Source organism: Flintibacter sp. P01028, assembly GCF_041925235.1.
GTDB classification, from domain to species: Bacteria; Bacillota; Clostridia; order Oscillospirales; family Oscillospiraceae; genus Lawsonibacter; species Lawsonibacter aceti.
The window spans coordinates 313997-329125 of sequence record NZ_JBHEVC010000001.1 but is presented as its reverse complement, the minus strand read 5'-3'; the positions used below and the strand labels follow the sequence as shown (position 1 = coordinate 329125).

Here is a 15129-nt window from a genome sequence, read left to right as displayed (position 1 = left end):
CTGAGAGACAACTTTTGATATGAAAACTTGCTCCGTGGCCCCCCTTGTTGTTACCGAGCCAGGTAGGTCTTATAATCCTGATAGTTTTCCGCCAGCAGCCTGGGTGTATCCAGACCGTAGGGACACTTTGATTTACATTGATTACAGTGTAGGCAGTTCTCTATCTTCTTCATCTCCGCCTGCCACTGGTCAGACAGCCAGCTGGCCTCCGGAGCCCGGCGGAGCATCAGAGACATCCGGGCACACTGGTTGATTTCGATACCAGCAGGGCAGGGCATACAGTAGCCGCAGCCTCGGCAGAAGTCGCCGGCCAGCTCCTTGCGGTCGTGGTCGATGATCTGCTGGTACTCCTCGGTCATGGCTGGTGTTTCCCGGACAGCGGACAGGAACTGATCCAGCTCCCACTCATGCTGAACACCCCAGATAGGAACCACAGTGGGCTGCAGAGCCATCCAGGCGGCGGCCGCCGGCCCGCTTCGGATCAGGCCACCGGCCATTCCTTTCATGGCGATAAAGCCCATCCCGACCTTTTGGCACTTGTCCACCAGCTCCTGTTCCTGGGGCCCGGCCAGGTAGCTGTATGGGAACTGGAGCGTGGCGTACAGCCCGGAGTCAATGGCCTCATGGGCCACGGCCAGCCGGTGATTGGTGATGGAGATATGGCCAATCTTGCCCTGGGCCTTGGCCTCCAGGGCGGCATCATACAAGCCATCCTCGCCGCCGGGCTTGGGGCAGAAGGCGGGGTTATGGAACTGGTAAATGTCAATGTAGTCGGTGCGCAGGTTCCGCAGGCTGGTTTCCAGGTGCTCCTTTAGCTCCTGGCCAGTCTTGGCGTGGCTCTTGGTGGCGAGGATGACCTTGTCCCGAATCCCCTGAAAGGCGTAGCCGATCTTTTCCTCACTGTCGCTGTAAGAGCGGGCAGTGTCAAAATAATTCATGCCGCCGTCCACAGCCTTCCGCAGCAAATAGGCGGCCTCCTTCTGGGAGATACGCTGAATGGGCAGGCAGCCGAAGCCATTTTTCTCGATTTGGATGCCGGTACCGCCCAGAGTAATCGTAGTCATAGATATTCCTCCCTTTCCTTATGGATTATGCTCCCTGGCCTCTATTAAATGACGGTTTGTCCCCGATGTCAAGTAGGAGGCCCCATTTTATCGGAAAAAGAGACAACGGTAGACACCGACGGGGCCGGGTGCTATAATCGGGAAAAAGACACAGTACGGGAGGGAGCCGTTTGGACAACGTATTTCAGCGGGTCTATGAGATCACGGCCCGGATACCCTATGGCCGAGTAACGACTTATGGACAGATTGCCAGGTTGCTTGGCAATCCCAGGCTGTCTCGTATCGTGGGCTGTGCGCTGAATAGGGCGCCGGCGGACTTGCCCTGCCACCGGGTGGTCAACCGCCTTGGGGGACTGAGCGACGCTTTCTCCCCTTTGGGAAAGGAGAGTCAGCGCCTGCTGCTGGAGATGGAGGGGGTGCCCTTCCGGCTGGATGGCGGAGTGGACCTGACGGCCTGTATGTGGTACGGCGAAGAGGAATAGAAACCTGGTGCAGGGGCTCTCCCACAGGAACATTGACTGTTCAGTATAGGAAAGCAACCGGAGTTCATGCTGTTTCTCTGACTGGCTCGGTCTCTCCCAAAAAGTTGGATGAAAAAAGCAAAAGAGGGGATACCGAAAGCTGGATTGTCTGCTTTCTCAGAGACTATTGAAAAGAAGCTCTGCGGCAAAGTCTAAAAATATATAGGCAGATTTGTAGATACAGTCAGATTTTGTGAAGAGGGATGGCTAACAAAAGCAAAAAATCTGCTCAACTTATATGGCCGTAGAAGTGCGGTGCTCCGCCATGGTCATAGTAGACAGGAAAAGCGGTTCTGTTCACTGACCCTTGGACCGCACATAAGTAGGGAGGGACCACAGCCACGCACCCAGAAAGACCACCCCAAGAGCCAAGTACGCTTGGGTTCCTCTTTACAAAAGGGATCAGACACTCAGTCCGGTGATGATTAGATTGACGGCCATGAGGGGCAACAGGATATAGGCCACCAGTGAGATCTTGTTCTTGTCGATCTTCCGGAACACTTTCAACCCAAGTACGCCGGCTAGCAGCGCTGCCGCTGCGGAGGTGGCTAACATAGGTGCCGCCTCCAACGTGATGTTGTGATAGACAAACAGATGCATGGCGCTCGAATAGAGCCCGGAGAGAAGGAAGCTGAACTCTAGGCTGGCTTTCATATTCAAGGGGGTTTCGCACACATTCATATAATAGACCAAAAAGAAAGGCCCCACAATATTGAACATGCCGGTGGAAATTCCGGTAATCAGCCCGGCACCAACAGCTGTATACCAGCGGTTGGGCAGCACCAGTTGACGGCGGCGCATGATGAAAAAAATAGCGGTTACCAACAGAAGCAGACAGGCTAGGATGATGCGCAGAAGAAGTTCATCAAATTGGTCCAGTAGATACAGGCCCAGATTGATGGTGGTCAGACAGGAGAACACGGGCAACACAATCAGCCGCCACTGCAGTTCCCGACAGAGGGCTAGGGTCATCTGGAGACCAATGACAACCACAGTCACCGCGGAAATGGCGGAACATACAGACATGGGTAGAAAGAGGGGCATCAGGGCCATGGCCATTAGAGCGTAGCCAAAGCCGGCAGCTCCTTGAAAAAAAGCGGCGGCAAAGTTGATGACTGCTACAAGAAGCATAATCTGGGGCTGATTCATGTTACCCTCCTTTTCGTCGAGTTTGGCATTTAAGAAAAGCGGGGCGGCCCAAGGGCTTCCCCGCTTTATCTTACCACCATTTGATCTGTTCGGTCACATGATTTCGAATTGCAATGAAGTCAGGAGCGGTAACATCCCGCGGACGTGGCAGGTCTACCTGCACTTCCTCCTTAATGTGGGCCGGCTTGTTGGTCAGGATTAGGATGCGTTCAGCTAGATACACGGCCTCCTCGATGTTGTGGGTAATGAAAACCACGGTGGTACCGATTTCCTTCCACAAGCGGATAACCTCATCCTCCAGATAGAAGCGCAGTTTGATGTCCATCTGTCCATATGGCTCATCCATCAGCAACAGGTCAGGCTGGAGGGCAAAAGCGCGTCCGATAATGATGCGTTGGGCGGTAGAAACGGACAACTGGTGAGGGTAGCGGTTACGAAACTCTTCTAGGCCTAACAGCTTGATGATATTTTCTACTCGACGATCAATCTCATTTTTGGGCAGCTTCTTGATTTCCAAGCCGAAACGCAGGTTCTGTTCTACCGTGAGCCAAGGCATGGAGGAAGGCTCCTGGAACACCACTGCCAAACTGTGTTTTTTGGGATCGGCGGGCTCACCGTCGATATAGAGTTCTCCCTTTGTGGGCATATAGATGCGGGTGAGCAGATTGAGGAAGGTGGTCTTACCACAGCCTGTGGGGCCTACCACACACAGGAATTCTCCCTTTTTGATATTGAAGGACACATCGTCCAGCACATGTAGGTCCCCGAAGTATTTGGTCAGGTGCTCCACCCGTACTTTATATTCTTGCTCGCTCATAGAGTACCTCCCATATCAAAGCGCCAGATCCGTATTATCGGAAATCTCGGACCGGATGCGCAGAAAATCCGGAGACGTAGTGTTCCGGGGACGCCCCAGTGAAGCCAGATCATAAACCTGCTTTACCCGGGCGGGGCAGTTGCTCAACAGCACAATTCGGTCTGCCAGATAGACAGCCTCCTCAATGTTGTTGGTGACAAAGAGGATGGTGCGCCTTTCTTGCTCCCAGATACGCAGGATCTCTTCCTCCATGGCATACCGGGTTTGGGCATCCAGCTGGCCAAAGGGTTCATCCATCAGGAGAATCTGAGGATTGTTGGTATAGGCACGGGCAATTCCTACACGCTGCTTCATACCGCCGGAGAGCTCATGGGGATAGGACTTTTCAAAGCCTTTCAACCCAACAAGATCGATGTACTTCTGGGCGGTGGCCCGGCGCTCCTCCTTGGATACGCCAGCTACCTCTAGACCAAATTCCACATTGCCCATGACAGTGCGCCAGGGCATCAAATTCAAAGACTGAAACACCATGCCGATACGCTTATCGCTGCCGTGAACTTCCTCGCCGTCCAGATAGATTTTGCCACCGATAGGTTTCTCCAATCCGGCGATCATGTTCATCAGTACGGTTTTACCGCAGTGGCCTGGGCCTAGGATGACCAGAAATTCATTGTCGTAGACCTCGAGGGAAACATTTTCCACTGCATCCTTGACTGACTCGCCCACGACGTAGCTCTGACAGATGTTGTCCAGTTTCAGAATTACTTTCTTTTTCTCGTCCATGGGCAAATCAACCTTTCTGCAATTTGCGTGATAATGGCCAGCATAGCGCCCACGATACCAATGGCGATCATGCCGGTCAGGACCAGGGGCATATCGATAGAGTCCATGCCGCGGGAGATCAGGAAGCCCACGCCTGCGTCAGCACCCAGCATCTCGGCAGCCAAAACCACCATCCAGGCGGCACTGGTAGAGGTACGCACGCCGGCAAAGATGGCGTCCAGAGAAGATGGAATAGCGATCTTGAACAGGCGCTGTCTGGGTGTGGCATTAAAAACGGTACCTACGTCCAGATACATTTTATCCACAGAACTAAGACCGGCCTGAGTGTTGACCACAATAGAGGCCAGAGAACCAAAGATAACGATGAGGACCTTGGGGAACTCACCAGCACCAAACCACAGTGTGATCAGAGGAATCCAGGCTAGCGGAGGGACGGCACGGAAGGCGTTGAATAGAGGGCCAAAGAAGGCACGGGCCCTGGGGCACCATCCCAGCAGTACGCCAAAGGCGATACCAGCAGTCCAATCGAAGACGAGAGCCAGACCGATGCGCCGTAGACTGACCAAAGCGTGACCGACCAAAGTCAGTTTCTTTACCGGATTGGTGAACAGGCGAACTGTACGATCCCACACTGCCTGGGGAGTTGGGAAGTTGGAATTGGCGCCGGAGGAGGCTAACAGCCAAAGGGCCACCAACAGGAGAAGAGAGACAATAGGGAGGATACGGTAAAGAACCTTAAGCCGTTGTTCCCGAATCTCTGCTGCGCTCATATGCGCGGTTTTCTTTTCCATACTACACATACCTCCATCCTAGGAAGATACGCTCCAGCCTGTTGATGATAGCGGAGATGATGACGCCCAGCACGCCGATGACAACAATCCCCAGGATGATCAGATCTACGCGGGCATAGGAACGGCCCATCAGGATCATGTAGCCCAGTCCGCTGGAAGCGGCCAGCATCTCAGCGGCCACCAGAGTGGCCCAGGCGTTGCCGATAGCAACCTTGATGCCGGCGAAAGTCATGACCAAAGAGGAAGGAATCCCCACTTTTACGAAGACAGTGAAGTAAGAAGCGCCAAAGGTCTTGCCTACGTTTTTCAGGACCTCCTTGGTCTGCCGGATGCCGGTATAGGCGTTGATTAGACAGGGGACAAAGGCGGCAAAGAATACGATGAAGGACTTGGCCGGCAGGCCGATGCCCAGCCACACAATGGTCAGCGGAATCCAGGACACTGGGGGAATAGGGCGAATAATCTCAAAGATGGGGCGAAGAAAGCTGTCGGCTCCCCGATACCAGCCCATCAGCCAGCCTAGAGGCACACCGATGACTACAGCCAGCAGGAAGCCCAGAAGGGCCACCTGTAAACTGGACCAGATATGGACCGTCAGCACCGCGCCGTCTGGATTGGGATCAGACAGTTTGGTGACGAAAAGACGAAGGACTTCCAAAACGTCACACAGAATTCTGGAGTCTACAATGCCGGACAGGGCTAACCCTTCCCAAATGAGCAGGAAGAGAAGGATACCGGCGAAAGACAGGGTGATGTTGCGGTAGGTTATCCGGTGTTTTTCACGCTCAACCAGCGCGACACGCTCAGCCGCAGTCATCTCATGAATGGGTTCGCTCAAAAGACATCCCTACTTTCCGAGCTTTGTGTCTCAAATATCAGATATGCAGAGGCGGAGATGCACTCTGAGAACGTTTGGACTGATCTGTAGACAGAAGCCAAATTCAGTTTTCACGTCCGCAAAGCGAATCTTCCTCCCGCCTCCCATGGGGCGGGAGGAAGACTATCGAAGGCATTTATCGACCCAGCATTTCTTTGACAGCCAGAGCGATGGAATTGTCCACCCGCTGATCGTCCAGGAACTGGGTGCGTTGGGCCTCGGTGTAGCTGCCTACGCTGGTGAAGAAGTCAAATCCGGAGAGGATGTCGTTCTCAATTTGCAGTAGGTCACGAGAAGTATACAGGCCAGCTTCGTCGGGTTCAGTTTCAGTAAAGAGTGCGATATACTCATCTACCGTGGGACAGCGCCACCAGTTAATGGTGCGTTCAGCGATGCTCTCGTCACACAGGAAGCCTTCTTCGTCGCAGTGCTCCAGATACCAGGCGGCGGCCTGAGCGGCATTGCCCTCGGACTCGGTAACCCACTCATAGGTCAGATGGAAAACAGCGACTGCAGCAGCCACTAGGTCGGGATTACTCTCCATAATCTCGGTCTGGGCGAAGGTACAGCAAGGGAAGGGCAGGTTCAGCTGGCCAGAGTCAGTGACACGAACATACCCTCTGTCCTCAGCGGACAGGGCGATAGCGTTCCAACACACCAGGGCGTCACCAGTGCCGCCGTTAAAGCCGGTCAGACCGTTGGCATTGTCCATGTTGACACTTTCCACGTCGGAGAGGGTCAGGCCCATGGTCTCGAGATACTGAGCCAGGACCGCCTGACCGGTGGTGCCAGCAGGGTAGACCACGGTAGCTCCCTTCCATAAATCGGGGTTAGTAGGGTCATTAGCCAACTCAGAGTCGGGCCGTACGAAAATGGCCATGTTCTCCTCGTAGTCAGTAACATCTACGAGGGTAAAGTCATAACCAGCCAAGGCAGTGCATACACCGCCCAAACCGCAGGATGCCATATCCCATTCGGAGTTGGCCTCCATCATGGCGGGGCCACCGGTGAAGCAGCTATACTCCACATCGATGTTTAGCGCGTCGAAGACGCCCAGATTATCGGCAAAGAGGAAGGCATAGGAGAGGGGAGAGCCGGTAAAGAAGCCGATGCGCAGAGTCTGGCGGTCTTCAAAGGGGGTTAGACCAAAGGTCAAATCCTCAGGGGCGGTGGCGCCGTCTATCAGCTCCACTTCGTGGCCGCCACCGGAGGAAGTGCCACCGCTGTTGGCGGAGTTGTTGCCTCCGCTACTGCCATTTTCGTTGCCAGAACAGGCGACCAGAGCGAACATCATGGCAAAAGAGAGGAGCGTTGCAAGGAGTCTTTTTGTGGTTGCTTTTTTCATCTTTACTTCCATCCTTTCTAAACATATATCGACCGGGCGGACTACCGGACGGTCACTATCCAGCCAAACCCTGTGTGATTCCAAAGGGAAGGGCTTTTTAGTCAGCGCAGGGATGGCCACAGGTGCCATCATAGCCCTCGTTCTTCATGCATAGATGAACAGCGCCGATCTTATAGGTCTTAGGCAGAGCCAAGATATTGGGGTTGGGGCCGACAAATTTCTTTTTGGCATCCTCCAGGGCTTCCTCGAAGGTGGACCGGGTCTTCAGCCCCATAGAGCGGGCAATACCCGGTTCTTGGGCACCCACAATATAGATGGCGGAAGTGTTCATCTCGGCAATGTGACCGCAGCTCATCATGGAGAAGCCGTGGAAGGGGTGGAAGGCGTTGCAGAAGCGGTACTTGCGAATATACTCCTCATTGGTAGCGAAGTACTCGCCATAACGGTCCATGTCGGGGAGAACGTTCATGTAATCATGCTGGAACATCTCGTATAACTCCCTCAGATAGGGCCAACGTTCGTCGTGAAAATAGCCGTTACAGATGCTAGAAACGATGAATACACAGTGATCACTCATGACTCTCTTGTGGCGGATGACCTGAGCTGACAAGGCCTGCATCATCTGGATAGGGTTGGTACCCATGCCATTGCCATAGTGGAAGTCTTGGGGCATGCCGAACACCACTACATCATACTTCTTTTCTGCCCAGGGCACATAAGTCCGTTTGTCGGCGACATCCCAGGACACAGGTTGCATCTCCTTAGCATAGCCGGAGAAGATAGCGATCTGACGGGAGTAGGTGTCTAGTACCGCGTCACAGCAGAAGAAGGAGTGGCCCATCTTCTCTTCCATATGCATACCGATCTCATCGAACTTGGTACGCATCAGATTGTGGCCGGACACGGGGGTGAAGTCATCCCGGTGCATGACCTTGGGGACGTGATGACTAGCAATAGAGCGCCAGTGGGTGATGCCGGTAGTACAGTGCTTATAGCCGCCAGAGTATCCGCCGTAGGGATTGCCTTGGGTGTGTCCGATAAGAATGGGGATATCGCAGTCAAAGACATACTTGTTCATCAGCACCGGATCACCCCGCTGGGTGGTACCTAGATCCACCATGTGGTCGGGATCCTCACTGTCGTGACTGGTGATCTGGTTGGTGTAATAGAACTCATTGAACAGATCATCACCCAGAATCTTCTTCATCTCGGCCACTGTGGCTCGGGGATGAAGGCCGTTAGAAAACAGCAGAAGAATGTCCTCTTTTGCTACTCCAGCAGCGTACAGCTCATCCAGACAGGCCCGGATGGCCACACGACGATGGGAGGTAGGCTGGGTGCCTCCCTTCACAATGTCAGGAATGACGAAGACCACTGTCTTGCCGGGGCCAGCCAACTCCCGCAGAGGCTTCATGCCGATGGGGTGCTGGATAGACTCCAGGGTGGCAGCATACAGGCTGTCCCAGTCTTGGGGCAGACAAGGGGGATCGGGCACGGTTTCACCGGGGATAAAGATATCGGTGCTGTCAGGCAATTCGGCGCTCATAAGGCCTTGGCCGTATTCAAAATCCAGTTTCATGCAGGGAACATCCTTTCTAAACATAAAGTTTGGGTCAAAGCCTGGTCAAGAGATTTTGTCGTAGTGACGACTAAATACCTTATATAGGGCACTGGTATCCTGAGTACCCAAGCCCTGACCATGGGCGATCTCATTGTACATTTGAGCAGTGCCGGCGATCAGAGAGGGGGCGTCGGCATCCTTGGCCATCTGGAGGGCTAGCTTGGTGTCCTTAATCAGTAGGTCCACCGTAAAGGCAGGGGAGTCGTAGGCTTCATTGACGATGCACTTGCCCACTTCACGAAACAGACCGCTGACAGTGGCCGCGGTGGATGAGGCTACAGTATCGTAGAAGACCTCCTTTTTGATCCCTACATGGTCACAGATGGCCATGACCTCGGAGGAGATGGCGTTGATGCAGGAAAACATCATCTGGTTCAGCAGCTTTAAAGCGTTGCCGGCCCCGGAGTCCCCCACCAGTACAGCGTTGGCTGCAAAGCACAGCAACACAGGCTTCACCTTCTCTAACGCTTCACCAGAGCCACCAGTAGGCAGCATCCACTTGCCTGCCGCCGAGGGACGACCCAGGATGGGACAGTCCAGATAGGCTGCGCCGCACTCACCTACCCGGGCGGCCAGCCCCCGGGTAGTCTGGGGATCTACAGTGCTGGTGTCGATGACCACATGGTCAGAGGTAAGGGATGCCATCATACCGCCCTCGCCGAAAAGAACATCCTCCAACTGGACTGGGCTGGGCAGGGACATGAGGATGACTGAAGCCTGTTCAGCCACCTCTTTAGGAGTGGGAACCGCCTGGGCACCCAGAGCGGAAGCGGACTGGGCGGCTGTGGGAAATTTATCGTAGACTACAACGCTGTAGCCTTTGGCCAGCATTCCTTCCAGCATACAGCGGCCCATGCGGCCACAACCGATTAGACCGACCTTTTTGATGGGTTTATTGGCACCGGTCCAGGATATCATACAAAACTCCTCCTTCGGCATCTTTGGGTACGTCGATGTTCAATAGCTTACTCAGCGTAGGCGCTACGTCAATGATCTTTGCGGGGAACTTTCGTTCGTACTGGGGCACACCTGGACCAGTCATAATCATGACCGCATGCATATCGTGGAGCGAGGGGAGAGCTAGGTGAACACCAGTGAAGTTGCGGCACAAGCCAGCGGCTTCGTAAAGTTCGGGGTTAGCGATGACCCTTTCGGTACCATCCCGATACTGAATCTTGCTGCGGTAAATGAAGGGGTGGGACATATAACCGGGCTTCCAGGCGTATAGCACGTCGCCCACGCGGTCATAGCCGGGCCCCTCATAGATGCCCAGAGTGCCAGCCTCCTTCTTCTTAATGGCCAGAGCGACCACCTGATCTCCGGTTTCCGGATCCCGCATATTCATCAGGCAACGGATGATTTCCTCCTGGACTTTTTCATAGTCCTCAGGCTCCACGATGCCGTGAGGGTCTCGCCCCTTCAGGTTAATGAAGATGTGGGCGTGACAGGGCTCCAGGGGATGGCACTTGGTGTGCTCCCAGTTGATAGTAAGGTTGCTGGGATCGTCAGTGGTCAGATCCAACACATACTCCAACAGACCGGCACGGGCCAGGTGCTCTTTTACATAAGGGTTCCAGTCCAAATGGGTCATGCCGTGGTCGGAGATCAGGATCACATATGTATTGTCCAAGTCCACAGCATCTAGGATCCTTCCGATGTTCTCGTCCACCTGTCGGTAAGTCTCCCGGATCATGTGCCAGCAGAAATCAGCCTTGTCCGGGTCATATACCCGTGCCTTGGGCTCAATGCCAGCGTAAAGGACATGCTCGATGTGGTCGATAGTGCCTACCCAGGAGAAGGCCATGTCCCACTGCTGATGCTCAAGCACATACTTTGTGGCGTTGCCCCACCAGTTGGCGTGCATCTGCAGCTGGTCCAGGTAGAGTTCTGGAGCCATCCAGCCGTCCATGAAGGCCCAGGGATCGTCAACCTCCATATAGGTACCGGCCACGGCCTCTACCTCCTTGCTCAGGGAGGAGGGAACGGAATAAGGCTCGGCCATGTTGATGGCGCTCTGGTACAGTTTGAAGTTCTTCCCGTCTGGGGTGAGTTGGAGGATCTGGAAACGGAAGCGGCCGTCCCGTTCATAGTCCCGAGCCTTGAAGTTTTTGGTAATCCAGGGACCTAGTTCCCCGTGGGTGATGTCGGTGATGGCCTGAGCGGCGTCCTTGGACTCAGAGATCAGCATACGATCATAGCCCGTGTCGGTGGAGGCGTACATCAACACATGCATGGGGTAACCTTCCACATAGGTGGGGGGGACCACAATGTCGAATTCTAGTGGCGGGCGCTTGCTTTCGGGCAGATTAGTCCAACCTTCAGCGGGTCGGGCTTCTAGCTGGACCGCCCGGCCGGGGATCTGGTTGCAGCGCAGCTTCTGGTTGGAGAAGCAGGCGCTGGAAGCCACGTCCCACAGGGGCATGAAAAAGTAGCGGAATGGTGGATTCAAAGAGCCGGCCAGCTGGCAGCCGTCTTCCTCCGAGATAGCGCCCATGGGGAAAGTGACCGGCCAGTTTATGAGGGCCACCTTTTTACCCAAACGCTTGCCCACATCCCACATGGTTTCGCACAGTACCTCGTTGCGGTCGAAGGAAGTGTGCCAGTGATCTAGGTCCTCGCCCAGGTGTTTCACCATCAAGCTGGGCACTCCGTTGGTGCCGGATCCGGCACCGCTGACGATGGCAGTCCAGGCTGCGGCAGTCAGAGGCGGGAATACTGTTTCCAATCGGGAAAATATCCCCTGCTTCATTAGCTTGGCGGTGTTGGGCATAGCGCCCTCTGCGACAAACTTTTTGACCAAGTCCGGCATAGCAGCGTCCAGACCAAGGAACAAAATTTTCTTTTCCATAATGCCCTCCTTTTCTGATCTGAGGCCTAATTTATATGGCCTCGTAGGTAGTTTATGGGGCAGCCTAAGCTGCCTGTTGATGTGGTGTTACGAAAGTTGCGTAGTGCAACACCTCCAAAAAACTGGCGCAATATTCGTCAAAATGCTTGGTTGATAAAGTTTTAACAATATATTTTCTGTAATATTAACGGATGAGTGGATAATATCACTGTTTTTTTCGTTTTGTCAATGAGAAAAAACGCAAACGTTTGCATAACGATGCGTTGGCGTTGGTTGCCATCCTGGAAAGTTTGTAGTAAAATAAAACACATAGTGCGGCGACAGTGTTGAAGCCGATTAGTAAAGGAGCATTTGGATGAGCATTAGAGAAATTGCGCGGCGGGCGGGAGTATCGCCCTCTACGGCCTCTCGCATTGTCAACAGCAAAAATGTTTCGGCGGCCAGCCCGCAGACACAGGAGCGGATTTGGGCAGCTGTACGGGAATTGGGTTATGTCCCCAATCAACATGCCAGACAGCTAAAGCGTCCAGAGCTGGATCAGAAGCCCCAGAATCAAAATCTGGACTGTGTCTATGCCCGTACTATTGGCCCCTATTTGGATCCCTTTTTTACGGTGCTAATGCGGGCAGCGGAGATTACCGCCTTTGATGCGGGGTATAATCTTCGCTATCATTACTCTGTGGCCGATATTCAGGATGGAAAAGCCCCGTTTACCGACACTAACTCTGACTCGGCCGTAGTCCTGGGCCGCATCGAGCCTCGTTCTCTCAGCCTGTTAAAAAAGTGGTATAAAAATATCGTCAATATTGGGCAGAACTCTGCGCCTGATGGGATCTTCGATCAGGTGATCTGCAGTGGTTACCAGGCAGTCCGCACCTGTGTGGAGTACCTGCGTTCGCTAGGCCATAAAAAGATCTGTTATATGGGGGAAACGGACAACGAGCAGCGATTTCAAAGCTATCTGGACGCCATGGCCGATCTGGAACTAGGTGACCTGACCCCCTATGTGGCACGCTGCTTGTTTAACCCAACCGATGGGTATGAGGCTACCAACCGGCTGCTGGACAGCGGGGTGGAGTTTACAGCCATTTTGTGTGCCAACGATATGAATGCTGTGGGCGCTATGAAAAGTCTGCGGGAGCATCGGCTGAAGGTTCCCCAGGATGTCTCTATTATCGGTATCAACGACATGGAAACTGTCTGCTATCTGGATCCTATGCTTACGACCATCCATGTCCCTCTGGAGGAGATGGGACATCTTGGAGTAAAACTGTTGATTGACCGCATTGAGGGCGGACATACATCATCAATAAAAGTGGACGTTCCGTTTACGCTGATTCAACGGGAGTCTTGCGGTCCGGCCAAAAAACGCTATTAATGGAAGAGGACCGGCCGTGGCGCTCTATTGCCCGGCTGCTCTGTATGAAGCAAAGAGGCAGCAATCAACTCCATATGTCTCCTTATTGTCCAGATCGCCTCTCTGCTATAGACTTTCACTACTGAATTTGTACCCGAAATCTCTCCCTGTTCCTGCGCATTATGATCGCCGGCAGGTGTAGGCGGCCGGTAGAACAAACCATCAAATGATAGGGAGAAAAATCATTTCGTTTTAAGAGCAATGGAAAAAGCGTGCCGTTTTTGCGGCACGCATTTCCTCACTTTCGCCTTTTGATCTCGGTTATTTCACTATAAGATTATCTCGAACGAAGCGGCATACTGAATATACAAAGATTACATCCACACCTGTTGTGGACAGATGATTGGGAAGATCATAGGTTGCGAGAAGAAAATCAAACAGAGTATGAACACTCGGCAGAAGGCTTAAATTCAATACAACGATCTCTCGTATGTATAAGCGCAACTCAGAACGAAACATAGCACACACAGAATCCAAATGAAAAAGCCCCTGGCAGATACCGCATTTGCGGTATCTGCCAGGGGCTCAGACTCCTCGATAAATGTTCCCTTATATCAAGGGGTACCTGTCCGGTCCCAGGGTATATTTCACGCCTGTCCCGCCAAAGCGATGGCCCGGTCAAGGATGCGGCCTGCCGCCGCCTCTTTAGACAGGAGGGGAAGCTCCTCTACCCGGTCCCGTGTGATCAGGGTGATGACGTTGGTATCCACCCCAAAGCCGGCTCCATCCACCTTCAAATTATTGGCGCAGATCATATCCACGTTTTTCTTTTCCAGCTTGACCCGACTGTTTTCCAGCATATCGCGGGTCTCCATGGAGAAGCCGCAAATGATTTGGTCCGGGCGGCGGTGCTCTCCCAGGTGCTTTAAAATATCCTGGGTGCGTTTCAGCGGAATAGACAGATCGCCCTCTCTCTTTTTCACCTTGTCGTCGCTGTAATCCGCGGGGGTGTAGTCGGCCACGGCGGCGGCCTTAAAGATGAAGTCCGCCTGCTCCTGGCGGCTGGTCACAGCCTGGAACATATCTTGGGCGGATACTACCTCCACGACCTCCACAAAGGGGGGGGGGGAGATGGAGGTCGGACCGGACACAAGGGTGACCTGCGCCCCCCGGAGCATAGCCGTTTTGGCAATGGCGTAGCCCATCTTGCCGCTGGAGTGGTTGGTCAGATAGCGGACAGGGTCCAGAGCCTCCTGGGTGGGGCCGGCGGTGACCAGCACTTTTTTTCCCGTCAGGTCATGGGGCAGAGCGATGGCCCGCAGGATATGCTGGATCAGCAGATCAGGCTCAGGCAGCTTGCCAGACCCCACCGCCCCGCAGGCCAGCCGGCCGGAGGCGGGGGAAATGACTTCCCAGCCATAGTGACGCAGAAGGTCCAGATTGTCCTGAGTCACTGGGTTTTCCAACATATGGGTGTTCATGGCCGGAGCGATCAGCTTGGGGCAGGTGCAGGCCAGCACCGTGGTAGTCAGCATATCGTCGGCCAGCCCGTGGGCCAGCTTGGCGCACACATTGGCGGTGGCGGGGGCGATGAGGACCAGGTCCGTCCGGTCGGCCAGGGCAATATGCTCCACCTGGTGGGCGAAATTGCGGTCAAAGGTATCCACCATACAGCGGTTGCCTGTCAGCTGTTCAAAGGTCAGGGGCGCGATAAATTGGGTGGCGTGCTGGGTCATCACCACCTCCACATTGGCGTGGAGCTTGACCAGGGCGGAGGCCAAATAGGCGGCCTTGTAGGCGGCAATGCCGCCGGTGACCCCAAGCAGGACGGTTTTTCCCTTCAGCATGGTGAACTCTCCTTTTGCGTTCAAATCAGTGTCTATTATACAAATTTTCTGCCGTGGTGTAAAGAGAAAAGGCCGGAAGAAAACGGAAAGGGACCGGGGGCGTATTCCT

General features: G+C 54.0%; 13 protein-coding genes. 2 read left to right on the top strand and 11 right to left on the bottom strand.

Annotation, left to right across the window (positions count from 1 at the left end):
* Positions 1-50: 50 nt before the first annotated feature.
* The gene (locus ACEVJK_RS01600; protein WP_374739840.1) at positions 51-1064 is read right to left on the bottom strand and encodes an aldo/keto reductase; all 1014 of its coding nucleotides are present in this window, start codon (positions 1062-1064) and stop codon (positions 51-53) included.
* A gap of 170 nt (positions 1065-1234) precedes the next feature.
* Here ACEVJK_RS01600 and ACEVJK_RS01595 point away from each other — a divergent pair, with 170 nt between their 5' ends.
* On the top strand, positions 1235-1546 hold the full coding sequence (locus tag ACEVJK_RS01595) for an MGMT family protein (protein WP_186852693.1): 312 nt from the start codon (positions 1235-1237) through the stop codon (positions 1544-1546).
* Between the two features lie 441 nt (positions 1547-1987).
* Here ACEVJK_RS01595 and ACEVJK_RS01590 read toward each other — a convergent pair whose 3' ends face one another.
* From ACEVJK_RS01590 to ACEVJK_RS01550, 9 genes are all read right to left on the bottom strand, one after another.
* On the bottom strand, positions 1988-2734 hold the full coding sequence (locus ACEVJK_RS01590; RefSeq protein ID WP_186852692.1) for a sulfite exporter TauE/SafE family protein: 747 nt from the start codon (positions 2732-2734) through the stop codon (positions 1988-1990).
* Positions 2735-2804: 70 nt separating this feature from the next.
* A complete protein-coding gene (locus ACEVJK_RS01585) occupies positions 2805-3551 on the bottom strand; it encodes an ABC transporter ATP-binding protein (RefSeq protein ID WP_147570649.1) in 747 nt (248 codons plus the stop codon).
* Between the two features lie 15 nt (positions 3552-3566).
* Positions 3567-4334 (bottom strand): ABC transporter ATP-binding protein, encoded by a 768-nt coding sequence (locus ACEVJK_RS01580; RefSeq protein WP_147570648.1) that lies wholly within the window; start codon positions 4332-4334, stop codon positions 3567-3569.
* Complete coding sequence (locus tag ACEVJK_RS01575; RefSeq protein WP_243200981.1) at positions 4313-5125, bottom strand: ABC transporter permease; 813 nt, start codon at positions 5123-5125, stop codon at positions 4313-4315. The genes ACEVJK_RS01580 and ACEVJK_RS01575 overlap by 22 nt, the downstream gene beginning before the upstream one ends.
* Position 5126: 1 nt before the next feature.
* Positions 5127-5963 (bottom strand): ABC transporter permease, encoded by an 837-nt coding sequence (locus ACEVJK_RS01570; protein WP_240287136.1) that lies wholly within the window; start codon positions 5961-5963, stop codon positions 5127-5129.
* A 175-nt stretch (positions 5964-6138) separates the two neighbouring features.
* Entirely contained in the window at positions 6139-7347 is a 1209-nt protein-coding gene (locus ACEVJK_RS01565) for an ABC transporter substrate-binding protein (protein ID WP_186852691.1), read from the bottom strand.
* 97 nt (positions 7348-7444) lie between these two features.
* The gene (locus ACEVJK_RS01560; RefSeq protein ID WP_147570645.1) at positions 7445-8926 is read right to left on the bottom strand and encodes a lactate racemase domain-containing protein; all 1482 of its coding nucleotides are present in this window, start codon (positions 8924-8926) and stop codon (positions 7445-7447) included.
* 45 nt (positions 8927-8971) lie between these two features.
* Positions 8972-9886 (bottom strand): NAD(P)-dependent oxidoreductase, encoded by a 915-nt coding sequence (locus ACEVJK_RS01555; RefSeq protein ID WP_240287138.1) that lies wholly within the window; start codon positions 9884-9886, stop codon positions 8972-8974.
* Positions 9861-11816 carry an alkaline phosphatase family protein gene (locus ACEVJK_RS01550; RefSeq protein ID WP_240287140.1) on the bottom strand — a complete coding sequence of 652 codons (1956 nt, stop codon included), beginning with the start codon at positions 11814-11816 and terminating at the stop codon, positions 9861-9863. Before ACEVJK_RS01550 ends, ACEVJK_RS01555 begins: the two co-directional genes overlap by 26 nt.
* Before the next feature lie 355 nt (positions 11817-12171).
* On the opposite strand from ACEVJK_RS01550, the gene ACEVJK_RS01545 reads away from it, so the two are divergent.
* Positions 12172-13194 (top strand): LacI family DNA-binding transcriptional regulator, encoded by a 1023-nt coding sequence (locus ACEVJK_RS01545; RefSeq protein ID WP_374739839.1) that lies wholly within the window; start codon positions 12172-12174, stop codon positions 13192-13194.
* A gap of 626 nt (positions 13195-13820) precedes the next feature.
* Here ACEVJK_RS01545 and coaBC read toward each other — a convergent pair.
* A complete protein-coding gene (gene coaBC / locus ACEVJK_RS01540) occupies positions 13821-15020 on the bottom strand; it encodes a bifunctional phosphopantothenoylcysteine decarboxylase/phosphopantothenate--cysteine ligase CoaBC (RefSeq protein WP_240287142.1) in 1200 nt (399 codons plus the stop codon).
* Between the last annotated feature and the right edge of the window lie 109 nt (positions 15021-15129).

Excerpts from the sequence above, each read along its gene's own strand:
- ACEVJK_RS01555 (WP_240287138.1), bottom strand. The coding sequence starts at position 9,886 with ATGATATCCTGGACCGGTGCCAATAAACCCATCAAAAAGGTCGGTCTA.
- ACEVJK_RS01575 (WP_243200981.1), bottom strand. The coding sequence starts at position 5,125 with ATGGAAAAGAAAACCGCGCATATGAGCGCAGCAGAGATTCGGGAACAA.
- ACEVJK_RS01585 (WP_147570649.1), bottom strand. The coding sequence starts at position 3,551 with ATGAGCGAGCAAGAATATAAAGTACGGGTGGAGCACCTGACCAAATAC.
- ACEVJK_RS01550 (WP_240287140.1), bottom strand. The coding sequence starts at position 11,816 with ATGGAAAAGAAAATTTTGTTCCTTGGTCTGGACGCTGCTATGCCGGAC.
- ACEVJK_RS01590 (WP_186852692.1), bottom strand. The coding sequence starts at position 2,734 with ATGAATCAGCCCCAGATTATGCTTCTTGTAGCAGTCATCAACTTTGCC.
- ACEVJK_RS01565 (WP_186852691.1), bottom strand. The coding sequence starts at position 7,347 with ATGAAAAAAGCAACCACAAAAAGACTCCTTGCAACGCTCCTCTCTTTT.
- ACEVJK_RS01580 (WP_147570648.1), bottom strand. The coding sequence starts at position 4,334 with ATGGACGAGAAAAAGAAAGTAATTCTGAAACTGGACAACATCTGTCAG.
- ACEVJK_RS01545 (WP_374739839.1), top strand. The coding sequence starts at position 12,172 with ATGAGCATTAGAGAAATTGCGCGGCGGGCGGGAGTATCGCCCTCTACG.
- coaBC (WP_240287142.1), bottom strand. The coding sequence starts at position 15,020 with ATGCTGAAGGGAAAAACCGTCCTGCTTGGGGTCACCGGCGGCATTGCC.
- ACEVJK_RS01600 (WP_374739840.1), bottom strand. The coding sequence starts at position 1,064 with ATGACTACGATTACTCTGGGCGGTACCGGCATCCAAATCGAGAAAAAT.
- ACEVJK_RS01560 (WP_147570645.1), bottom strand. The coding sequence starts at position 8,926 with ATGAAACTGGATTTTGAATACGGCCAAGGCCTTATGAGCGCCGAATTG.